The following is a 21,104-nucleotide window of genomic DNA, read 5'->3' as shown; positions in this document are numbered from 1 at the left end:
GCAAAGTTCCCGCTCATTTACTCCAATTGCCCTGATCGCCCCGATGTTCACATGAGAGGAAACTGCAGCGCCACCCGCAGCGCGAAGAGCCAACAGCCCTGAGCGGATCAGCCGCGAGGGCTGGGCACCAGCAGGCGCGTCAGCACGAAGCACAGGGCCAGCGTGGGCAGGGCCGATCCCAGCACGGGAGCAATGAGTGGCAGCAGGTGGTAGTACGCGATGCCCGCCAGCCAGATCGCCACGGGCGCGGCATGCACGGCGCGCGCCCGGGTCAGCAATTGCTGCGTGCCTTCGCCCAGGCCCGCCAGGCGGCCGAGAATCACGCCGAACAGCGGAACGAACACCGAGCTCAGCATCAGCAGGAAGGGCTCGAGGCTGTGCATGGGCAGCACCAGCGCGAACAGCGTGCAGACCAGGCCGATCGCAAGGCCCCACTGGCGCACGCTGAGGCGCGGCAGCAGGCTGTGGGTGGAGACAGCTCCCGAGTAGGTATCGCCATAGGCGTTGTCCACTTCATCGATCAGGATCAGCGACAGTGCGATCAGGCCACCTTGCGCGAGCAGCAGCGCGGTCACCAGGTCGGCGCTGGGCAGCACGAGCGCCACCAGCACGCCAAGCGAGTAGCACCAGATGTTGGCGATCGCATAGCCGAGCCAGGTTCCGCGCAGCGCTCCCTTGCCGCTGGTGCCATGGCGCGCGTAGTCGGCCACGAGCGGCAGCCACGAAATGGGCATGGCGATCACCAGGTCGAGCGCGGGCATCACGCCCATGCCGCCCGCGCCGGGCTTGTTCCAGAGCGCGCCAAAGCCCTGCGCGAATGCGAGCGACAGAAACTGCCAGCTCAGCCACAGCAGAGACAGCACGACGAGCGGAAGTGCCACGCGCGCGATCACCTTGCGCACCAGCTGCACCATCGAGCCACTGATCAGGGCCACCACCACGCCGCCCCAGAGCAGGGTGGCCAGCACCGGCCACCAGTCATGCGACATGGTGCCCGACTGGCGGCCGATGGCGACGGTCGCGTCGCGCATCACCACCAGCTCGAACGTGCCCCAGCCGATGAGCTGCACGATGTTCAGGAGAATGGGCAGGCTGGCAAACTGGCGGCCGAACACCGAGTGCATCAGGCCGGCGCTCGCCAGGCCGCTTTCGCAGGCGATCCTGGCCACCCAGCCCAGCAGGCCCGCACCGATGAACGAGCCGAGCACGATCGCGAGCAACGCCTGCTGCATGCTGAGTGCGGGAGTAAGAAACGAGCCCACCTGCATCACCAGGAGGCCGACCCCCAGGCTGAACCACAGCGATGCATGGTCATGCCAGCGGAACACGCGGCGATCCGCGGGCAGGGGAACCAAGGCTTCGTTGGCGGCGTTGGACGGGGGGCTTGCATGCGCGCTCCGGACGGTTGCAGATGAAATGACAACAAGCGCGCGGGAGCCGAGGGGGCGTCGGTCTGCAGCAGGGGGCAGCGCGTGATCGACTCCGGATTCGCGGCTTCCCTGCGCGAGGATTAACTCACAGGTTCTATGGGACTCTCTCAGCCACGGGTCGATTCGATGTACCGACCCGCAACACCCCTGGCGAATGTGCGGAGTATAGCGACGGGTCCGCTAGAGCGATGCATTCCAAGCACCCTTGGGCCTTCCTTGGAAGATCTGTACTGCAAACAAAATTTGATTTTTTTAAATTTTGTTTGTTATTTGGTTTTTGGCAATTTAAGATGGGCAATATCAATCAATTGGTCAATATTGATTGGGCTGCTGGTGCCGGCGGCGTCTTTCGGTGACCTCAGGCAGCGCATGGCATGCCCTGGCGCCGGACTGCTTATGCATGCATCAATATGTGCTTATTTGTTAAAAATGTAATTGAAAAATATCCAGCAAGCCTCTATAAAGTGACATCTGTCGCGTCGCACAGGCTGGTTCGGCAGTGAAGGAGGCGGCCATGGGATGGTTTCAATGGTTGAGCAGGGCGCAGCATGGCGCAGGGCCTGCCCTGACAGGTACCCGAGGTCAGGCCGACACGGCGGTTGATGCAACGCGTGCGCGTGGTGCGACCGTGCTGCAGTTTCCGCTGTCCCAGCCCGACACTCGCGCCCCCGCTTCCGGATCCGGGCTGGAGGAGCAGAGCCCGTGGGGCCTCGATTTCGCTGCGGCCATGCAGGAACACCGCCAGTGGAAGGAACGGCTGCAGGGCTACCTTCAGAGCCAGCCGAGGGATCGCCTCGACCACCGCGCACTCTGCAGGGACGATCAGTGCGCCCTGGGGCAGTGGATCAACGGTGCCGGCGCTGCGGGCTTCGGCCACTTGCCGTCGTTTGGTGAACTGAAGGCGTCGCACGGCATGTTCCATCAATCCGTGGGCCGCGTCGTGCAGTTGCACATGGAGCGCCGCACCTCCGAGGCGCTGCAGGAGTTGAACTCGGGCGAGTTCTCGCACCAGGCGGGCCGCCTGTCGGATCTGCTGAGTGCGCTGTATGTGGAAGTCTCCGACACCATTCACGGCTCCAACTGACCCGGGCATTCGCACCGCACGGATGCGTTGACGATGCGTTAAGATAGTGGCCGCTCCGGGGTGCACGCATAGGTGCTGAGATCCACACCCGAGAACTTGACCCGGGTCGTTCCGGCGGAAGAAGAGCGGATCCCCTGATGTCCTCATGCAGTGGACGGGGAGCCTTCGGAGCATTGCGCATCTGCTGCCCGAAGGAAGTTCATGGACAAGTCCGCCGCGCTGGTCGCCGACCTGCTTGCATTCATCCGCATGGATGCCAGCAGCGACGATCAGTTTGATTCACTCGCCCTGCGGCTGTTCGCCCACCAGTACGAATCCAACCTGCCGTTCCGCAATTTTTGCGTGCGCCGTGGCACCACGCTGCGCAGCGTGAAGTCGTGGCGCGACATTCCTGCCGTGCCCATCGATGCATTCAAGGCCATGGAGCTGCGCAGCGAGCCGGCTTCGGCCGGCGAGCGCGTTTTCATGACCAGCGGCACCACGGGGCGCGCGGCGAGGGGACGGCATTTCCATCCCCGGCTGGATGTCTACGACCTGTCGATGAAGCGCAATTTCGCGCAGCGCTTCATGCATGGCGTGGAGCGCATGCCGATGGGCATCCTCTTTCCGGACGAGCAGGCCATGCCCAACTCGTCTCTCGCGCATTACCTGGCGCTCGCGAAGTCCGAGTTCGGCTCTGGCGATAGCCGCTACTTCCTCACGCCGGAAGGCATCGACATGGCCGGCCTGTGTGCCGCGCTGGAATCCGCCGAGGCGAGTGGCTTGCCGTATGCCTTGCTGGGCGCGAGCTTCAGCCTGGTGCATGTGATGGACGCGCTTTCCGAGCAGGGCCGGAGCTTTCGCCTGCCCGCGGGCAGCCGCATTCTGGACACCGGCGGCTACAAGGGCCAGTCGCGCGAATTGCCGCTCGAGGCGTTCTATGCGGATCTGTCGCGGCTGCTGGGCGTGCCGCGCTCGCACTGCATCAACATGTACGGCATGACGGAGCTGAGCACGCAGTTCTATGACGATGGCAATGCCGTGCTGCCCTCGGTGAAGTCGGGGCCCCACTGGATTCGTTCGCGCCTGGTCGAGCCGGTCACGGGCCGGGACGTCGCACCCGGTGAGCGCGGCATCCTGGTGCATTGCGACCTGGGCAACTACAACGCGGTTTCCACCATCCTGACCGAGGACGTGGGACTGTGGGCCGACGGCGGTTTCCTGTTGCTGGGACGTGCGGAGGGTGCGGCCGCCAAGGGCTGCTCCCTGGCCGTGGAGGAGTTCGTGAAGGCCGGCGCTGCATGACAACGCAGCGGATCACGGCAGGGTGGCTGCCGGGCCTGAGCGAGGACGAGGTGCGGTGGCAGGTGCTGCCCTTCGAGCGCGACGGCGTGCGGCTCGAGGTATCTGTGCCGATGCTGACCGGTGCGCAGATGCAGGCGTTGGCCTACCGGGTGCGCGATGCCGCAGATCGCCATCTGCGCACGATGCCAGTGGCGGACATCATCGATGTGATCGATCGCGCGATGGCGCGCCTGCTCGACCGAGAGGACCCCTGCCGGCAGCAGGCGGAGGCCTGGCTGCCGGTGGTGAGCGGGTATGACGCGGACATGGTCCGCCTGGGCCTGACAGGCTTCTTCAAGACCTTCCGCGCCCCGCAGTTGAGGCGCTTCGTGGCGGAGGACTTCGCCAACCCCGCGGTGCTCGACGGCTTTCAGCCGGCACCCAAGGGCGGTGCTGTGCGCGCCTTCGGCCCCGATCTGCTCGTGCACAGCTGGGCCGGCAATGTGCCTGCGCTGTCGCTGTGGAGCACGGTTTGCGGCCTGCTGGTGAAGGCGCCCGGCATCGGCAAGCTGGCCAGCGCGGAGCCGCTGTTCGCAGGCTGGTTTGCGCGCCTGCTCGCCGAGCTGCATCCGCCATTGGCCGAATGCATGGCGGTGGTGTGGTGGCGCGGCGCGGGTGGCGAGGATGCGGACGCCCTCTATGGCGAGGCCGACACGGTGCTGGCCTATGGCGGCAATCCCACGCTCGATGCACTGCGCCGGCGTCTGCCGGTGACCACGCGTTTTTTGCCCCACGGCCACAAACTGGGCCTGGGCCTCATTGCGGCCGCTGCGCTCGACACGCTCAAGGCGCCATCGGTCGCGCGCCTTGCCGCGTGGGATGTGATGCGTTACGACCAGCAGGGGTGCTACTCGCCCCATGTGTTCTACGTGGAGCGCGGCGCAGCGGTTTCGCCGCGTGCCTTTGCGGACTACCTGGCCGCCGAGCTGGCCAATCTGCAGCGCCGCTTTCCACGGCGGACGCTGGAACTGGAGGAGGGCAGCGCCGTTGCCGGATGGCAGCAGGCCATCGAGTGGCGCGCGATGGCGGGTGCAGCGGGTGCAGCGGGCGCGGGGGACAGCGAAGGCGACGAAATGCTGATCGGTGCGAACGATGCTCCCTGGAGCGTGGCATTCAGCGACCATGCTCTGCCGCTGGCGCCCACGGCCTCGTACCGGACCATTGCGGTGGTTGCCGTGGACAGCCTCGATGAGGTTGTGCCTCTTGCCCGGCAACAGCGCGAGTTCCTGCAGACCGCGGGCGTTGCCGCCACGCCGGAGGAACTCTACCGGCTGGCTGGCCTGCTGGGTGCCGCGGGTGTCACGCGCATCTGTGCGATCGGCTCCATGAGCATGCCCGATGCGGGCTGGCACCACGACGGGCGCTTCAATCTGCTGGACCTGGTGCGCATGGCGGAGATCGAGGCATCGGCCGAACAGGCGGCGCAGCCCCTTGCGCGGTACGCGGACTGACATGGCGTTTCTCGAGATCGAACGGGTCGTCTTCACCTATCCCCATCGTCCTCCCGTGGTCGATGGCGTGGATTGGCGCATGCAGGCGGGCGAGTTCCATTGCCTGCTGGGTCGCAGCGGCTGCGGCAAGACCACGCTGCTGCAACTGGCGGCGGGGTTGCTGCACCCGCAGTCGGGCCGGGTCGTGCTGCGTGGCAGCGAACTGGCTGCGCCTGGGCCGCAGGTGGGCTTCATGTTCCAGGCGCCCACGCTGCTTGACTGGCTCCCGGTGCTTGGCAACGTGCTGCTGCCGGTGTCGCTGCAGCGCAAACCCACCGTCCAGGACGAACAGCGGGCGCTGCAGTCGCTCGATCAACTGGGGCTCGCGGGCCACGCGCAGCGCTTTCCGCGCCAGCTCTCCGGCGGCCAGCAAAGCCGGGTGGCCCTGGCGCGCTCCCTGATCCTGGAGCCGCCGCTGCTGTTGCTGGATGAGCCCTTCGCGGCCCTCGACGCCATCACCCGTGCCGAGCTGCAGGACGACCTGCTTCGCACCTGCCGCGAGCGCGGAACCACCGTGCTGTTCGTGACGCACGACATCAACGAGGCCGTCTATGTGGGAGACCGCATTGCGCTCATGCACGGTGGCCGCATCGTGGACGACATCGTCATCGACCTGCCCGAGCCGCGCACACAGGCCCTGCGCCACGGAGCGGTCTTCAATGACTACTGCGCGCGGGTGCGTGCCTCGATGGACGGGGCCGGCACATGACGATTTCGCCTTTCAAGGCGCGGATCGTCTCCGCCGCGCTGCTCGCCTTGCTGCTCGGCGCCTGGGAGGTGATGGTGCGCCAATGGGCCGTGTCGGCGCTGGTGCTGCCTGCACCGTCCGCCGTGATCGCGTCGCTGTGGTCGGGCGTGGTGTCGGGCTATTTCTGGCCGCATGTGTGGTCCACGCTGCAGGCCGTGCTCTGGGGCCTTGCCATCGGTGCCGGCGTGGGGCTGCTTGCGGGAATGGCGCTCGCCGAGTCGGAGTGGCTTGAACGTGTGCTCAAGCCCTATGTGGTGGTGAGCCAGGTCGTGCCCAAGCTGGCGCTTGCGCCGCTCTTCGTCCTGTGGTTCGGCTTCGGCATGCTGCCAACGGTTCTGATCACGGCGCTGATCTGCTTCTTTCCGCTGATGGAAAACACGCTGACGGGCCTGAGGCAGGTCGACGCGCAGCGACTGCAGCTGTTTCGCATGCTCGGCGCCACGCGCTGGCAGACGCTGCTGCGGCTCAAGCTGCCCATGGGGCTGCCGGCCATTCTGGCGGGCCTGCGCGTGGCCGTGGTGCTGGCGCTGGTGGGTGCGGTCGTGGCCGAGTTCATGGGCGCAAGCCAGGGCCTGGGCGCCGTGGTGATCGCGGCCCAGGGCATGATGGACACCACGCTCATGTTTGCCGCCCTGGTGCTCATTGCGGCCATGGGCCTCATCCTGTACCAGCTTTGCATCGTGCTGGAGCGCCGCCTGCTGCGCTCGCACGCCTCTTCCGATTCATCTGCATCTTCTGCTTCCTCCGGCTCGCGCCCTCGCGCCAACACCTGATTGCCATGTCCATGAGATCCACTTCTTCACCGTTCATCTCCCGCCGTGACCTGCTGGGCGCCTGCGCCGGTATCACCGGCCTTGCACTGACGGGGGCGGCCATGGCCTCGACCGCACAGCACAAGATCCGGCTGGCAGGCTGGAGCAAGCCCATCAGCGAGATCACGAACATCCTGGCCGAGCCGGACAAGGGCTTCTTCAAGGCGCGCGGCGTGGATCTCACCTATCTGCCCGGAGCAGGCGGCGGGGACGCCATCCGCAACATGCTCAGCGGCCAGGCCGATGTCGCCTTCACCGATCCGGGCTCGTTCTTCATGGCGCTGGACAAGGGCGAGAAGCTGGTCGCCATCTACGACATCTACCCGCAGAACGTGTTCAACGTGGTGTCGCTCAAGTCGGCGGGAATCCACAAGCCCGCGGACCTGAAGGGCAAGAAGATCGGCGTCTACAGCCTCTCGAGCGGCACGCGCCAGAACCTGCTGGTGATGCTGCACCAGGCGGGGCTCAAGGAGTCCGACGTGACCATCGTGGTGACGGGCCTGCTCAATTTCGCGCCGCTGATGCAGGGGCAGGTCGATGCCACGGCGGCCACCGACACCGGCCTGGCCGTGGGCCTGCGCAAGGGCCTGGGCGAGATCAACGTCATGCAGGTCAGCGATTATCTGAACATTTCAAGCGACATGTTCGTGGTGCGTGAAGAGGTGCTGCGCCAGAAGAAGGATGCCCTCAAGGCCTTTCTCAAGGGCTATCGCGACAGCGCGGCGTGGATGCTGGCCCATCCCGAAGAGGCCGCCGTGCTGGCGGGCAAGCGCGCCATCGACGGCACGCAGCGCGACGTCAACCTGGAGATCATCAAGTTGCGCAATGCCGCGTCGCTGCCCGCGACGGGTGGCGTGGCGCGGCTGGGCCAATTCGATCTCGCGGCACTGCAGAAGGGGGCCGATACCTACCGTGCGCTGGGCATGGTGGAACGCCAGATCAAGGTGTCCGACGTGGTCGATGCCAGCCTGCTGCCGGGAGCCTGAGATGGTGCAGCCGTCCTCCGCAATGAACCTGCGCGGCAAGGTGGTGCTGGTCACCGGTGCAAGCCGGGGCATTGGCGCGGCGATTGCCACCGCGTTCGCGCGCGAAGGGGCCCTGGTGGCCATCAACCATCTGCGCAATGACGAGGCCGCGGCGCGCACCGTGGCGGCGTGCGAGGCGGCCGGCGGTGATGCCTGGGCCGTGAAGGCCGACGTGGGATCGGAGGCTCAGGTGCGGGACATGGTGGACGCCATCGTGCGTGAGGCCGGCACGATCGACATCGTGGTCAACAATGCGTTCCGGCCCTATCCCTTCAATCCCGAGCAGCGCAGCCGCTTCGACGATCTGCAGTGGAGCGACTACCAGGCGCAGTTCGATGGGGCGGTCGGGGCCACCTTCAACGTGTGCCGTGCCGTGCTGCCGCAGATGCGCCGGCGCGCGCGGGGCAGCATCGTCAACATCGTCACCAATCTGGTGGAGAACCCCGTGGTGCCGTATCACGACTACACCACGTCGAAGGGCGCGCTGGTGACCTTCAGCCGCAACCTGGCCAGCGAGCTGGGGCCTGTGGGGGTGCGCGTGAACTGCGTGGCACCGGGGCTGGTCTATCCCACGCAGGGAACCCAGGGCACGAGGGAGTCGTTCCGGGAGTCGCTGATGGCGGCGACGCCGCTCAGGCGCCTGGCGCAGCCCGAGGATGTGGCGGGGCCGGTTCTGTTCCTCGCCTCGGACCTTGGCGGGTTCATGACCGGGCAGGTGCTGTTCGTCGATGGCGGATTGGTGATGCGCTGATGTGCTGATAAACCGGCGGCGCCGGGCCGGCGGTCAGTCGTGCCGCACACCCAGCCGCTCGTGCAGTCGGGTGCTGGTCGTGGTGTATTGCAGCAGAACCGCCTCGCCCGTCAGATATTCGGCTGCGGCGAAGGCCGCCAGCGTGGCCTCGTGGAAACCGCACAGGATCAACTTGCGCTTGCCTGGATAGGTGTTGATGTCGCCCACGGCATAGACACCCTTGAGGCTGGTGGCGAAGGTGGCTGTGTCTACCACCAGCTGCTTGCGCTCGATGGCCATGCCCCAGTCGGCCAGGGCCCCGAGCTTGGGCGAGATGCCCAGGTAGGCGAGCAACAGGTCGAGCGGCAGTGCCTGTTCCGTGCCAGCTGCATCCAGCACCTGCAGCGCCGACAGGCGGCCATCGCCCGAGGCCTGCACGCCGGTGATCTGCGCTGCCAGCACCTTGATGCTGCCGGCGTCGCGAAGCGCCTGCAGTTGTGCCAGCAGGTCGTCCGGGGCCTGGAACACGTCGCGGCGATGCAGCAGCGTCACGCTGCGGGCGATCTGCGCGCTTTCAATGGCGGCGCGCACGGCGCCCTCGTCGCCACCATGCACGACGACGTGCCTGTCCGTCGCGGCCTGCACGGAGGAGGGGTGATAGAACACCTGCGTGCCGACCCAGGCCTCGATGCCCTCGGCCTTCACGGTCTTGGGCACGAAGGCACCCACACCCGCGGCGATCACCGCGATGCGGGCAAGCAATGCAACGCCCGCCGTGGTCTGCAGCAGGATGCGGCCGTCGTCCTGCAAGGCCAGCGACGACACCTGCTGAGCCAGATGCATGGCCGGCTTGAACGGCGCGATCTGCGCCTGCAATTGCGCCACCAGCTCGCGGCCGGTGCAGACGGGGGTTCCGGGAATGTCGTAGATGGGCTTGTCGGGATAGAGCTCGGCGCACTGGCCGCCTACATGCGGCAGTGCATCGACGAGGTGCGCCTGAATGCCCTGCAGGCCCAGCTGGAACACCTGGAAGAGCCCCACGGGGCCGGCGCCCAGGACGACCGCATCCACCTCCAGTGCCGAGGCCTCGGAGGGGGCGGAGTCAGTGGCTGCGTGAAGGATTGTCATGCGCTCTGAACGCCATCAGGGCCGGGCCATGGGGCTCGGCCCCCTGGGCTCACTGGTCCAGGAACTGGATCTTGTCGGGCTTGCCGTTCCAGTCGTCGGCATCGGGCAGCGCTTCCTTGCGCTTGGTGATGCTCTTGTACTTGGGCGACAGGTCGGCATTGATCTTGATGAACGCGATCTGGTCTGCCGGCAGGTCTTCCTCGGCAAAGATGGCGTTGGCAGGGCACTCGGGGATGCAGACGGCGCAGTCAATGCACTCATCGGGGTCGATGATCAGGAAGTTCGGGCCTTCGCGGAAGCAATCAACGGGGCAAACATCGACGCAATCGGTGTATTTGCACTTGATGCAGTTTTCGGTGACGACGTGAGTCATGTGGCAACGTGTTCTTTTATTTCGGGAATTCCCTGATTTTAGGCGCTACCGGGACAAGAGTGGCGCGCATCCCTTGCCGCGATACGGTAACTCGGGAAATTTGTCCTGAGTTGCAGTACAGGAGCGACGGCTCAGGAGCGCACCAGCACGGCTCCCGCCGTCTTGTGGCTGGCGGTGTCCACCAGGATCAGGGAGCCCAGGACCCGGGCCTGCTGGAACGCGCCCACGGGAGCCGGTTCCTGCAGGAGCAGTTCGATGTGGCCGATGGCATTGGCTTCGAGCCTGTCGGCGTCTTCCTCTGCCAGCGTGTTGATGTTGAGGCGGTGCACCACGCGGCGCACCTTGGCCTTGATCCAGCGGTGGCCGTGCTGCGCGAGGTACACGCGACCGGGAACCAATGGCTCGTCGTCCATCCACGCGACCGTGGCCTGCACTTCGCGTTGGCCGGGCCAGGCGGGCTGGGTGGCGGGCGCGTCGTCGAATTCGTCGTCGGCCGCATCCGTGTTCTCGACGGAGGCCACGATCCAGTCACCGCGCGAGACATCGACCTCGCGGTCCAGCACGATGCCGGCACTGTTTCCGGCTTCCACGGACGAGGGGGTGCGCACGGTGTCGAGCACCTGGGCGATGGTCGCGGTCTGGTTGCTCGGCAGCAGCGTGACCTGCTGGCCGGGCCGGGCTTCGCCCGCAGCCACGCGGCCCCAGAAGACGCGGCGGCCCTGGGACGTGTCGGCGGACGACGAGAACTTCTCGACCCACTGCACGGGAAACGCCAGCGGCAGGTCGCGGTCGGCGGGCGTCGAGGGCAGCGTGTGCAGGACCTGCAGCAGGCTCGGGCCTTCGTAGCCGGCCCAGCCGGCCTTGGCGTCCACCACGTTGTAGCCCTTGAGCGCCGAAACCGGCACCGTGGCGCGAACCGTGATGCCTGCGGCGTACGCGAACGCGGCGAGCTGCTTGCGGATGTGGGCGAAGGCGAGTGCCGGCTCCTCCACGGCATCGAGCTTGTTCACCGCGAAGATCAGCGAGGGCACGCGCAGCAGGTTGGCCAGCAGCGCGTGGCGGCGGGTCTGCACCAGCAGGTCGAGTTCGGGGTTCTTCCAGTCGAGCTTGGTGGCGTCGACGAGCACGATGGCGGCGTCTGCGCTGGAGGCGGCCGTCACCATGTTGCGGGTGTACTGCTCGTGGCCGGGCGCATCGCCGATGATGAACTTGCGCTGTTCGGTGGAGAAGTAGCGGTAGGCCACGTCAATGGTGATGCCCTGCTCGCGCTCGGCCGAGAGGCCGTCGGTGAGCAGCGCAAGGTCCGTCTCGCCGCTCTTGGTGATGCCCGCGAACTGGTCCTGCAGCACGGCGCGCGTATCCACCAGCAGGCGGCCGATCAGCGTGGACTTGCCGTCATCGACACTGCCGCAGGTGATGAAGCGCAGGGCGGAGTCCTGAGGTTGATGGTGCTGTGTGGTCACGGCTTCTTGCGGCGGTGTGCGTTCAATCGTTTCGGTGCTCATCAGAAATATCCGTCCTTCTTGCGCTTTTCCATGGAGGCTTCGCTGGTCTTGTCGTCCATGCGGGTTGCGCCTCGCTCGCTCACTTCGGCCGCCAGCGTCTCGATCACGATGTCGCCGGCCGTTGCTGCCGTGCTTTCCACGGGGCAGGTGCAGGTGATGTCGCCCACGGTGCGAAAGCGCACGTCGCGGGTCACCACTTCCTCGCCGTCGCGCGGTGGTGTGAGTTCGGTCACGGGCACGAGCAGGCCCTTGCGCTCGACCACTTCGCGGCGGTGCGTGTAGTAGATCGAGGGCAGTGCGATCTTCTCGCGGTCGATGTACTGCCACACGTCGAGTTCGGTCCAGTTGCTGATCGGGAACACACGGAAGTGCTCTCCGGGTGCCAGGCGCGTGTTGAACAGCGTCCACAGTTCGGGGCGCTGCGCCTTGGGCTGCCATTGGCCGAAGCTGTCGCGGTGCGAGAAGATGCGCTCCTTGGCGCGGGCCTTCTCCTCGTCGCGGCGAGCGCCGCCGATCAGCGCGTCGAAGCGGAATTCCTCGATGGCCTCGAGCAGCGTGACCGACTGGTGCACGTTCCGCGATTCACCCGGATGGGCCAGGCGCACCGTGCCGCGCGCCATCGAATCCTCGACGCTGCGCACGATCAGCTCGGCTCCGAGCTCCTTGGCGCGGAAGTCGCGGAAATCGGTCACCTCGGGGAAGTTGTGGCCGGTGTCGATCATCAGCAGCGGGTAGGGCAGGCGACCCGCGCCGAAGGCCTTTTCCGCGCAGCGCAGCATCACCAGCGAGTCCTTGCCGCCCGAAAACAGCAGGGCGGGGCGTTCAAAGGCGGCGGCCACTTCGCGCAGCACGAAGATGGTTTCTTCTTCCAGCGCATCCAGATGGCGGTTGCTCAGTTGCGAGAGCAGCGCGGGTTCGGTACGAGCGTTCATGGTTCGATTCGGTGTCGGGTGGTTCGATCAGGCGGCTTCGCGGAAGTGCGGCAGGGGGTGGCTCACGTCGCCCTGGTAGAAGGCGTGAAAGCGTTCGAACTGGCGCTGGGCGTCGGAGGCGTCCACGCCCTCGCGCAGCACAGCCACGTCGAAGCCGCAGCGTGCCATCTGTACCAGCTGGTCGATCAATACGTCGCCGGTGGCACGGATCTCGCCCGTGAACTTGCGGCGCTGGCGCAGCAGGCGGGCCTGGCTGAATGCACGGCCGTCGGTGAACTTGGGAAAGTTCAGGTCGATGCGCGTGATGCCGGAAAGGTCCAGAGCGAGCGGATCGGCGTCATTGGGCAGTTCGACGACGCCCGACTCCGGCAGCTGGTGTTCGTTGGCAGCAAGAATTTTCATGGTCTTGTCTTCGCAGTCTGTTCTCTGGGTCGTGTCACGCGGCGGCGTGAGCGTTCTGGCGCACGGCGTTGGCGGCGGCCTTGAAGGGCTCGATGCCGATGCGGCGCACGGTGTCGATGAAGTTCTCGTGCTTCTGGCCGTGGGCGGCGCGGGCCGTGTCATGCGGCAGGGCTTCGCGCTGGTCGCGGTAGGTCTGCAGCAGTGCCTCGATCACGCCGGGCACTTCGGCCGCGCTGAACGACGGGCCGATGATCTTGCCGGGCGTGGCGGGACCGGAGAGATGGGTTCCGTCCGCGCCGCCCAGCGTGATCTGGTACCACTCCTTGCCGTCCTTGTCGACGCCGAGGATGCCGATGTGGCCGCTGTGGTGGTGGCCGCAGGAGTTGATGCAACCGCTGATGTGCAGGTCGATCTCGCCCAGGTCCCACAGCTCGTCCAGGTCCTGGTAGCGCTCGGTGATCGCCTCGGCGATCGGCAGGCTGCGGGCATTGGCGAGCGAGCAGAAATCCCCGCCGGGGCAGGCGATCATGTCGGTCAGCAGGCCGATGTTGGCCTTGGCGAGGCCCAGTGCCTTCGCCGCCTTGTACAGCTCGGGCAACTGGTCGCGGCGCACCCAGGGCAGCATCAGGTTCTGCTCATGGGTCACGCGCAGCTCGCCGTGCGAGAACCTGTCGGCGAGGTCGGCGGCGGCATCCATCTGGTCGGCCGTCGCATCGCCGGGCGCATAGCCCAGGCGCTTGAACGACAGCACCACGGCGCGCAGCTGAGGCAGGCGGTGCGGCAGCACATTGCTGTGCAGCCAGCGGCCGAAGTCGCTGTTCTCGTTGCTCGCGGTGCGCAGCAGGGCCAGGGTTTCGGCCTCGGCATCGGAGGGCGAGAGGTCGAGTTCGGGCTCCTTGAAGTTGGCCGCCACGCGGTCGAATTCAGCCTGCGTGATGGTGTGCGGGCCGCCTTCGTCTTCGACGATGGAGCGGAACTCTTCTTCCACCTGATCGATGTAGCTCTGCCCTTCGCTTTTCACGAGGATCTTGATGCGGGCCTTCCACAGGTTGTCGCGGCGGCCATAGCGGTTGTAGACGCGAATCACCGCTTCGAGGTAATTCATGATCTGGTTCCATGGCAGGAACTCGCGCAGCACGGGGCTGATCACCGGAGTGCGGCCCATGCCGCCGCCCACGCGCACCTTGAAGCCGATTTCGCCCGCTTCGTTCTTCACGAGCTGCAGTCCGGTGTCATACCAGCCGAGCGCGGCGCGGTCTTCCTTGGCGCCATTGAGCGAGAGCTTGAACTTGCGCGGCAGGAACGAGAACTCGGGGTGCAGCGTGCTCCACTGGCGCAGGATTTCCGAGTAGGGGCGCGGATCGACGATTTCATCTTCCGCAATACCCGCCAGCGCGTCGGTGGTGATGTTGCGGATGCAGTTGCCGCTGGTCTGGATGCCGTGCAGCTGGACGGAAGCCAGCAGATCCATCACGTCCGCGCTCTTGTCGAGCGGAATCCAGTTGAATTGCACATTGGTGCGGGTCGTGAAGTGGCCGTAGCCGTGCTTGAGCACGGTGCCGATACGGCGGCCATCGGCGAGCGGGATGTCTCCCAGCTTTTCCTGTGTGGCCTGGGCCTCGGCCAGCAGCGCCGCGTCGGGCTGGTCATATTCGCGCGCTACCTTGGCCAGCACGCGCAGCTGGGTGCTGGAGAGCTCGCCGTAGGGCACGGCCACGCGCAGCATTGGCGCGTAGCGCTGCACATACCAGCCATTCTGCAGGCGCAGCGGCTTGAACTCGTCGTTCGTGATCTTTCCGGCCTGAAAACGCTCCAGCTGGTCGCGGTACTGCTCGGCGCGGAGGCTGATGAACTGCTTGTCGAACTCTGTGTATTGGTACATGGTGGGGCAGGCGATAGGTCGCTTCTACGCGTCTGGATTGACGCCATGCCCTAGACTGTAAAAGTCGGTCTTAATATTTCAAACGAATATTTGCTTAGTCATATATGCAAAAAATGACATAACAAATGCGCTGCGGTCATTTCCGTTGCGATCAGAGCTGGCGTCAACGAGCCCGTCTGTCGTCAGCCCTGGCGTTCGCTGCTGAGCAACTGGGCCAGCCTGGACTCCAGCGGCAGCGGCTCGTTGTGCAGCCGTGCCGCCAGCAGCTCAGCGCACAGCACGGACAGCGTGAGCCCGCGCGAGCCCATGGCGGTGGAGACCCACAGGCCCGGCAGCCGTGCATGATCGACCGGGCCCACGATGGGCAGGCGGTCGTGCGATGCACAGCGCACGGCAGACCAGTGGCGCACGGCGCCCATTTCTTCGTCCGGTGGCTGTCCGGATGACTGCGCTGCGGCGAACGAGGGCTGCAGCGCCTCGGCCAGCCTGGGCACCAGTGCCCGCAGCTTCTCGAAATTGGCGGCATGCGCCGCCGCCCGCTCCTCGGAAGACGGTGGCAGTTCGGACACGTCGCGCTCGAAGGTCGAGCCCAGCACCCAGCCAAGGTCCGAGGGATGGTCGTCCCCAAGGGGAAAGGCGGGCACGAGGTTGCCATGGCCGTTCACCGGGGCGTGAGGCCAGGGCGTGGCCGGCACCTGCCGGGCATGCGCTCCCCAGCTGATCTGGCCGCGCAGGGCCTGCAGCGGCCAGCGCCGTGCCAGCAGTTGGTGGCTGTCGAAGCCGGCGGTGACGATGACCAGGTCGGCCGTTGCGATGGTCTGCCCCTGGTCGTCCAGCGCTTGCCACGGGGCAGGGCCGTCGTGGTTCCGGCTGAGCCGGTCCACCCGGGCCACTCTGGCATGTTGCAGAAGGCGAATGCCGGGGTGTGCGAGTTGGTGCGTGACGAGCCGTGGCGGTCTGACCCAGCCTGCGCGCACATGCCAGCATGCGGTGGCGTCGGCGGGCAGCCCGTTGTCGGTGCACTGCGATGCCGAGGCGGGGCGGCTCCAGTCGGCGCCCGCGCTGCGGGCATCCGTGGTCCACCCTGGCGGAATGCCGGGCGAATGATCGATGCGGTTCTCAAGCACGCCGCACTCGTCCCAGTCCATGCCTCGCTGCAAGGGCTGCAGCGCCTGCAGCGTGGCACGCACGCCCGCGCGGGAAAGCCGCGAGAGCACGCTGTCGTCGGGCGAGACATGGGGCGCAAAAATGCCGGCGGGCAAGCCTGAAGCGCCTGCCGCAGCCGTGGCGGCATCGATGACCGTGACCTGCCAGCCGCGCCGTGCAAGACTTGCCGCGCAGGCACTGCCGGCCAGGCCCGCGCCGATGACCATGCAATGCATGGGCTGCGTACCTGTGGTGTCCCACGCCACGTCCGGCAGGGCCTCGCGCCTGTCGCGCCGCTCGCGGGGCTGCCAGCGCGGGTTGTAGGTGGCCTGCAGGTTGTCGCGCTTGGGCGGCACGCCGGGCACCTTCTGCACCTCGAACCCGCACTGTGCGAGGTCGTCACGCACCGCGCGTGCGATGGTCCAGGTGGCAAGCCGCGTGCCGCGATGGCAGCAGCGCGCAACGGCCTTGAACAGATGCACATTCCAGAGTTCGGGGTTGACCTTGGGGCTGAACCCGTCGAGATACACGCTGTCCGCGCGCGGTGACTGCTGGCGCAGCATGGCCTGTGCATCGCCGATGCACAGCGTCAGCAGTACCCGGCCTGCATCGAACGAGAGGCGGTGCACGCCGGGCAGCAGGCCGAAGAACTGGGCGCTCAGCTCCTGGGCGAGCGGCCCGAGTTCCTGCGGCGTCGCTCGCAGGAGATCGTCGGCGCTGACGGGCCACGCCTCGCAGGAGGTGAAATGCAGCACGCCGCAGCGCGCCGGGTCCTCCCTCCAGGCCTTCCAGGTGACGAGGAAATTGAGTCCCAGCCCGAAACCGGTTTCGAGGATGCGCCACTGCGGCTGGTGGGCCCAGGCCTCGGGCAGCCCGCAGCCACGCATGAAGACGTCGCGCGCCTGGTCGAGTCCGTGGTTGACATCGCTGTGGTAGCGGTCGTTGAAGCGTTGGCTGAAGGGGGTTCCGTCGGGAAGCCAGTCGAGGGGCTCGGTCATGGCGCGAAAAAGGAGAGCAGGAAAAAGGAAGGGCAGGCAGAAAAAGGCGAACCCGCAACTGTACGCCCGTATGCGGCACTCCCGGCGCGGGCGGAAGGAACGTGTCAGGAATTCTGCCCGGCAGCCGTCACGCAGAGGACTGCCGTTCGGCCATGAGCTTCAGAAAGGCCAGCAGCACCGGCGATTGATGGGCCTGGCGCCACATGGCGCAGGTCTCCACGTAGGTCTTCTCGCCCAGCATTGGACGGTACGTGACGCCTTCGCGCCGCTGGACCGTCACGCAGGCGGGAACGAGCGCGACGCCCAGCCCGCCGGAGACCAGGCTCACGATCGTGTGCATCTGCGTCGCAGGAAACATCCTCGGGCTGAAGCCGTGGCGCATGCAGGTGGCGACGATGGCGTCGAACATCAGCGGGCCGTAGTAGCGCTCGAAGCCAAGGAAGTTTTCATTCGCGAGATCGCGCAGGTCGATGGCCTTGCGCGAAGCCTGCGGGTGTCCCGCGGGCAGGGCGACGACCAGTGGCTCGCGCAGCAGGATCTCGTTGGCGATGGCGGCGGGCTGCTGCGGCGTGAGGAACCCGAAGCCCAGGTCGAGCCGGCCCTGCTCCAGGTCCTCGATGATGCGATCCGTCGTGCTTTCGCGCAGTTGCACCTTCACGCGCGGATAGGCACTGCTGAACTCGCGCAGCAGGTCGGGAAGAAAGGCGTAGGCCGCGAGGCTGATAAAGGCGATGGAGATCGTGCCGGTGGTGCCCATGCACTCGTCCTTGGCCAGCCGCCTCATGGCCTCCGCGGACGCGAGCGCCGTGCGGGCCTCCTTGAGCATCTCCTCGCCGATGCGCGTGAGGGAGATGCGCCTTGAAGTGCGCTCGAAAAGCATCACCCCGAGCTCGGATTCCAGCTCCTTGATGGCGAGGCTGACAGGAGGCTGGGACAGGTGCAGGCGCTCTGCCGCCTTGCCGAAATGCAATTCTTCGGCGACGGCGACGAAACATCGCAAATGCCTCAGCTCCATGCGTACGCGCTCCTCGGTGCAGGTGTTGTTCCAACGGCTGTCATGAACCCTCCAGACCGTTGGATTATGGGCGTGCGGCCACGACCTGCACCGCCGGCTACAGGAATCCGATGGACAGCCAGGGCACGGCCGCCACCAGCGCGGTGCCGATCAGCAACGCGAGCATGTAGCCCAGCATGGGCCGGATGCCCTTGTCGGGGTTCACGCGGCCGATGGCACAGGCCGAGTAGTAGCCCACGCCCAGAGGCGGCGCGAAGAGACCCAATCCCATCGAGAGGATCACCACCATGGAATAGTGCACCTCGTGGATGCCCAACTGCCTGGCGATCGGGAACAGCAGGGGGCCGAACAGCACCACGGCGGGAATGCCTTCCAGCACGGCGCCCAGAAAGATGAACGCGACCATCGATACCACCATGAACATCGCCGCGCCGCCGGGCAGTCCTCCCATCGCGCTTGCGAGCGAACTCGAGAAGCCCGATTGGGTGAGACCCCAGGCCATGGCCGTTGCTGTGCCGATGATCAGCAGGATCGCTCCCGAGAGAGAGGCCGTCGACACGAGCATGGGCAGGAGCCGTTTCCAGTCGAACTGGCGGTAGAACGTGAGCCCGGCGATGACAGCGTAGGCAATGCCGATGGTGGACACCTCGGTGGCCGTGGCGATGCCCTCGACCACCGCAGCCCGGATCACGAAGGGCAACGCCAGTGCGGGCAGGGCGTAGGCCGCGAGGCCCGCGATCTTGCTCCAGCACAGCTTCTCCACGTTTCCGAGCTGCTCGCCGCGGCTGCGCTTCCAGACCACCCCGCACAGCATCGCTCCCAGGACGACGGCCGGCAGCAGCCCGCCCGTGAACAGCGCCGCAATCGACACGCCCGTGACCGAGCCGATGGTGATCAGCACCAGGCTGGGCGGAACCGTCTCAGTCTGGGCCCCGGTGGCGGACAGCAGAGCTACGAGGTCTCCCTCGTCGGCGCCGCGTTTCTTCATTTCGGGGAACAGTGCGGGTGCGATCGCCGCCATGTCCGCCGCCTTCGATCCCGAGATGCCGGAGACCAGGTACATCGCTCCCACCAGCACGTAGGACAGGCCGCCCTTGACATGCCCGAGCATGCCGGCCAGGAAATTGACCATGGCCTTGGCCATGCCCGTCATCTCGATGAGCAGGCCCAGGAAGACGAACAATGGAACGGCCAGCAGAATGAGGTGCGACATGCCTTCGTCCATGCGCCCGATGATCACCGAGAGGCCTGTGGTGGTCCCGAGCGACAGGTAGCCGAGCGAAGCGAGCCCGAAGGCAAAGGCGATCGGTATGCCCGAGAAGACGCATCCCGCACCCACTCCCACGAAGAAGATCAGCAGGTTCCAGCGGCCCAGGTCTTCGAAGACGCTCGCGCCCATCCAGAAGCCCCCGAGGATGATCGCGGTGATCAGCGCGGCCTTGGTCACGCTGCCAAGGGAGGTCTCGCGCAGCAGGCGCATGGCGGCAAATGCGAGCATCAGCATGATGCCGGTGGGCAGGGCGGCGGCGCGCCAGGCGTTCGATATCTCGAGCGCCGAGGTGGTGATGAAGCGCTCCTCCGACGCATATTCCCACGCCGGCCAGATCGTCAGCGCGAGAAAGGCGATGGAGGCGCATTGCGCGAGGGCCTCGAACACCGCGCGCCGCTGCGGCCCCATGCGCGTCACGGCGGCCGTCATGCGCATGTGCTCGCCGCGGCGCAGGGCAATCACGGCGCCCAGCATCGCCAGCCAGATGAACAGCATCGATGCGAGCTCATCCGACCATACGAGCGGCTGGTGGAACACGAAGCGCGCGACCACGCCCGCGAGCAGAACGACGATGTCCGCCAGCACCAGCGCGGCGGCCACGATTTCCACGAAGCCGCCCAGCAGCCGGTCGATCCGCGTGATCAGGCCGTGCGATGTCGGCACGGCGGGCGGCCAGCTTCCGGGCGCACTCCCGTGCGCGCCGTCCAGCGCTCCGGTCGATTCAACCGCCCAGCTCATGTCAGCGCTCCGACCGAGCGCTCGAGGACGGCCCATGCCTCGGGGCCGAACTTGGATTTCCATTCGTTGTAGAAGCCGGCCTTCTTCAGGTGGTCACGGAAGGTCGCGTTCTGTGCCTCGCTGACCGCCATGCCTTTGCCCGCGAGAGCCTGCTGCAGCGATGTGTTCATCGCGGCGACATCGGCGCGCTGCTTCATGCCGGCAGCGTTGATGTTCCTCGCGACGATGGCACGCAGGTCTTCCGGCAGGCGCTCCCATGCGCGCCGGTTGCCAAGGAACCAGAAACCATCCCACATGTGATTGGTGACCGAGCAATACTTCTGCACTTCATAGAGCTTGGCGGTGTCGATCACGGCGAACGGATTCTCCTGGCCGTCCACCACCTTGGTCTGCAGGGCGGTGTAGACCTCGGCGAAGTTGATCGAGGTGGGCGATGCGCCCAGCGCCTTGAACATCGAGGTCCACATCGGCGACACCGGCACGCGGATCTTGAAGTTGGCCAGGTCGGCGGCGGTGTTCACCGGCTTGGCCGACGAGGTGATCTGGCGGAAGCCGTTGTCCCAGATGCGGTCCATCACCACCAGGTTGGCCTTGTTGATGAGGCCACGCACGTGGGCCCCAAGCTCCCCGTCGAGCGCCTTCCACACCGCGTCATAGTCCTTGAAGGCAAAGCCTACGCCGGTGATGGCGGCTCCGGGCACCAGGGTCGAGAGGATCAGGCCCGAGAGCGTGAAGAACTCGACCCCGCCCGAGCGCAGCTGGCTCAGCACGTCCGTGTCGCTGCCCAGCTGGCTGGAGGGGAAGATCTGTATGTCCACGCGCCCGTTGGTCTCGGCCAGGATCGCCGCCGACATCTCCTTGGCACGGATGTTCATGGGATGCGTGACAGGCAGGTTGTTGGCGTACTTGTAGGTGAACTCGGCCTTGGCGGCGCGGGCATGGATCCAGGGTGCTGCAAGCGTTGCGGCGGCTGCAGCATTCAGAACGGTGCGTCGGGTCATTGTCATGGTTGTCTCCTGAGTTTTAGTCATGAACCGTCGGCTGTCGTGCCGACAGCCGGGTAGGGCGGGAAG

At 66.3% G+C, this 21,104-nt stretch carries 18 protein-coding genes; 7 read left to right on the top strand and 11 right to left on the bottom strand.

What is annotated here, in order from left to right:
• Positions 1-107: 107 nt before the first annotated feature.
• Positions 108-1,355: a purine-cytosine permease family protein gene (locus H9K76_RS12575; protein WP_246474991.1), complete on the bottom strand. Its 1,248-nt coding sequence runs from the start codon at positions 1,353-1,355 to the stop codon at positions 108-110.
• Positions 1,356-1,944: 589 nt separating this feature from the next.
• On the opposite strand from H9K76_RS12575, the gene H9K76_RS12570 reads away from it, so the two are divergent.
• The 7 genes from H9K76_RS12570 (at position 1,945) to H9K76_RS12540 (ending at position 8,663) form a co-directional block, all read left to right on the top strand.
• Positions 1,945-2,514 carry a CZB domain-containing protein gene (locus tag H9K76_RS12570; protein WP_187595773.1) on the top strand — a complete coding sequence of 190 codons (570 nt, stop codon included), beginning with the start codon at positions 1,945-1,947 and terminating at the stop codon, positions 2,512-2,514.
• Positions 2,515-2,715: 201 nt separating this feature from the next.
• A complete protein-coding gene (locus H9K76_RS12565) occupies positions 2,716-3,798 on the top strand; it encodes a LuxE/PaaK family acyltransferase (RefSeq protein ID WP_187595772.1) in 1,083 nt (360 codons plus the stop codon).
• On the top strand, positions 3,795-5,288 hold the full coding sequence (locus H9K76_RS12560) for an acyl-CoA reductase (RefSeq protein ID WP_187595771.1): 1,494 nt from the start codon (positions 3,795-3,797) through the stop codon (positions 5,286-5,288). The genes H9K76_RS12565 and H9K76_RS12560 overlap by 4 nt, the downstream gene beginning before the upstream one ends.
• A gap of 1 nt (position 5,289) precedes the next feature.
• A complete protein-coding gene (locus H9K76_RS12555) occupies positions 5,290-6,036 on the top strand; it encodes an ABC transporter ATP-binding protein (protein WP_187595770.1) in 747 nt (248 codons plus the stop codon).
• The gene (locus H9K76_RS12550) at positions 6,033-6,848 is read left to right on the top strand and encodes an ABC transporter permease (protein ID WP_187595769.1); all 816 of its coding nucleotides are present in this window, start codon (positions 6,033-6,035) and stop codon (positions 6,846-6,848) included. The genes H9K76_RS12555 and H9K76_RS12550 overlap by 4 nt, the downstream gene beginning before the upstream one ends.
• Positions 6,849-6,859: 11 nt before the next feature.
• Complete coding sequence (locus tag H9K76_RS12545) at positions 6,860-7,873, top strand: ABC transporter substrate-binding protein (protein ID WP_187595768.1); 1,014 nt, start codon at positions 6,860-6,862, stop codon at positions 7,871-7,873.
• A 22-nt stretch (positions 7,874-7,895) separates the two neighbouring features.
• Positions 7,896-8,663 carry an SDR family oxidoreductase gene (locus H9K76_RS12540; protein WP_425489703.1) on the top strand — a complete coding sequence of 256 codons (768 nt, stop codon included), beginning with the start codon at positions 7,896-7,898 and terminating at the stop codon, positions 8,661-8,663.
• 33 nt (positions 8,664-8,696) lie between these two features.
• On the opposite strand, the gene H9K76_RS12535 is transcribed toward H9K76_RS12540, so the two are convergent.
• The 10 genes from H9K76_RS12535 to H9K76_RS12490 form a co-directional block, all read right to left on the bottom strand.
• Positions 8,697-9,770, bottom strand: a complete 1,074-nt coding sequence (locus H9K76_RS12535) for an NAD(P)/FAD-dependent oxidoreductase (protein ID WP_187595766.1) — start codon at positions 9,768-9,770, stop codon at positions 8,697-8,699.
• Between the two features lie 49 nt (positions 9,771-9,819).
• Positions 9,820-10,143: a ferredoxin FdxA gene (gene fdxA / locus H9K76_RS12530; protein WP_187595765.1), complete on the bottom strand. Its 324-nt coding sequence runs from the start codon at positions 10,141-10,143 to the stop codon at positions 9,820-9,822.
• Between the two features lie 131 nt (positions 10,144-10,274).
• Positions 10,275-11,648, bottom strand: coding sequence for a sulfate adenylyltransferase subunit 1 (locus H9K76_RS12525; RefSeq protein WP_187595764.1), 1,374 nt, complete (start codon positions 11,646-11,648; stop codon positions 10,275-10,277).
• The gene (cysD, locus tag H9K76_RS12520; RefSeq protein WP_187595763.1) at positions 11,648-12,580 is read right to left on the bottom strand and encodes a sulfate adenylyltransferase subunit CysD; all 933 of its coding nucleotides are present in this window, start codon (positions 12,578-12,580) and stop codon (positions 11,648-11,650) included. Before cysD ends, H9K76_RS12525 begins: the two co-directional genes overlap by 1 nt.
• 27 nt (positions 12,581-12,607) lie before the next feature.
• Complete coding sequence (locus tag H9K76_RS12515; RefSeq protein ID WP_187595762.1) at positions 12,608-12,982, bottom strand: DUF934 domain-containing protein; 375 nt, start codon at positions 12,980-12,982, stop codon at positions 12,608-12,610.
• A 34-nt stretch (positions 12,983-13,016) separates the two neighbouring features.
• A complete protein-coding gene (locus tag H9K76_RS12510; protein ID WP_187595761.1) occupies positions 13,017-14,864 on the bottom strand; it encodes a nitrite/sulfite reductase in 1,848 nt (615 codons plus the stop codon).
• A gap of 182 nt (positions 14,865-15,046) precedes the next feature.
• A complete protein-coding gene (gene mnmC, locus H9K76_RS12505) occupies positions 15,047-17,008 on the bottom strand; it encodes a bifunctional tRNA (5-methylaminomethyl-2-thiouridine)(34)-methyltransferase MnmC2/FAD-dependent 5-carboxymethylaminomethyl-2-thiouridine(34) oxidoreductase MnmC1 (RefSeq protein WP_187595760.1) in 1,962 nt (653 codons plus the stop codon).
• A 127-nt stretch (positions 17,009-17,135) separates the two neighbouring features.
• Complete coding sequence (locus H9K76_RS12500; RefSeq protein WP_187595759.1) at positions 17,136-18,023, bottom strand: LysR family transcriptional regulator; 888 nt, start codon at positions 18,021-18,023, stop codon at positions 17,136-17,138.
• Positions 18,024-18,120: 97 nt separating this feature from the next.
• Positions 18,121-20,031 (bottom strand): TRAP transporter large permease, encoded by a 1,911-nt coding sequence (locus H9K76_RS12495; protein ID WP_187595758.1) that lies wholly within the window; start codon positions 20,029-20,031, stop codon positions 18,121-18,123.
• Positions 20,028-21,038: a TRAP transporter substrate-binding protein gene (locus H9K76_RS12490; protein WP_187595757.1), complete on the bottom strand. Its 1,011-nt coding sequence runs from the start codon at positions 21,036-21,038 to the stop codon at positions 20,028-20,030. The genes H9K76_RS12495 and H9K76_RS12490 overlap by 4 nt, the downstream gene beginning before the upstream one ends.
• Positions 21,039-21,104 lie beyond the last annotated feature (66 nt).

Origin of the sequence: Diaphorobacter ruginosibacter, from assembly GCF_014395975.1 — a bacterium.
GTDB classification, from domain to species: domain Bacteria; phylum Pseudomonadota; class Gammaproteobacteria; order Burkholderiales; family Burkholderiaceae_C; genus Diaphorobacter_A; species Diaphorobacter_A ruginosibacter.
Note: the sequence above shows the minus strand (reverse complement) of the source record. Positions and strands in the feature narration are given on the sequence as shown.

What these genes read in the sequence shown, in the direction of transcription:
- H9K76_RS12490 (WP_187595757.1), bottom strand. Translation starts at nt 21,038, where the DNA reads ATGACAATGACCCGACGCACCGTTCTGAATGCTGCAGCCGCCGCAACG.
- H9K76_RS12500 (WP_187595759.1), bottom strand. Translation starts at nt 18,023, where the DNA reads ATGGAGCTGAGGCATTTGCGATGTTTCGTCGCCGTCGCCGAAGAATTG.
- cysD (WP_187595763.1), bottom strand. Translation starts at nt 12,580, where the DNA reads ATGAACGCTCGTACCGAACCCGCGCTGCTCTCGCAACTGAGCAACCGC.
- H9K76_RS12555 (WP_187595770.1), top strand. Translation starts at nt 5,290, where the DNA reads ATGGCGTTTCTCGAGATCGAACGGGTCGTCTTCACCTATCCCCATCGT.
- H9K76_RS12510 (WP_187595761.1), bottom strand. Translation starts at nt 14,864, where the DNA reads ATGTACCAATACACAGAGTTCGACAAGCAGTTCATCAGCCTCCGCGCC.
- H9K76_RS12525 (WP_187595764.1), bottom strand. Translation starts at nt 11,648, where the DNA reads ATGAGCACCGAAACGATTGAACGCACACCGCCGCAAGAAGCCGTGACC.
- H9K76_RS12565 (WP_187595772.1), top strand. Translation starts at nt 2,716, where the DNA reads ATGGACAAGTCCGCCGCGCTGGTCGCCGACCTGCTTGCATTCATCCGC.
- H9K76_RS12540 (WP_425489703.1), top strand. Translation starts at nt 7,896, where the DNA reads ATGAACCTGCGCGGCAAGGTGGTGCTGGTCACCGGTGCAAGCCGGGGC.
- mnmC (WP_187595760.1), bottom strand. Translation starts at nt 17,008, where the DNA reads ATGACCGAGCCCCTCGACTGGCTTCCCGACGGAACCCCCTTCAGCCAA.
- H9K76_RS12545 (WP_187595768.1), top strand. Translation starts at nt 6,860, where the DNA reads ATGAGATCCACTTCTTCACCGTTCATCTCCCGCCGTGACCTGCTGGGC.
- H9K76_RS12515 (WP_187595762.1), bottom strand. Translation starts at nt 12,982, where the DNA reads ATGAAAATTCTTGCTGCCAACGAACACCAGCTGCCGGAGTCGGGCGTC.
- H9K76_RS12570 (WP_187595773.1), top strand. Translation starts at nt 1,945, where the DNA reads ATGGGATGGTTTCAATGGTTGAGCAGGGCGCAGCATGGCGCAGGGCCT.
- H9K76_RS12550 (WP_187595769.1), top strand. Translation starts at nt 6,033, where the DNA reads ATGACGATTTCGCCTTTCAAGGCGCGGATCGTCTCCGCCGCGCTGCTC.
- H9K76_RS12495 (WP_187595758.1), bottom strand. Translation starts at nt 20,031, where the DNA reads ATGAGCTGGGCGGTTGAATCGACCGGAGCGCTGGACGGCGCGCACGGG.
- H9K76_RS12535 (WP_187595766.1), bottom strand. Translation starts at nt 9,770, where the DNA reads ATGACAATCCTTCACGCAGCCACTGACTCCGCCCCCTCCGAGGCCTCG.
- fdxA (WP_187595765.1), bottom strand. Translation starts at nt 10,143, where the DNA reads ATGACTCACGTCGTCACCGAAAACTGCATCAAGTGCAAATACACCGAT.
- H9K76_RS12560 (WP_187595771.1), top strand. Translation starts at nt 3,795, where the DNA reads ATGACAACGCAGCGGATCACGGCAGGGTGGCTGCCGGGCCTGAGCGAG.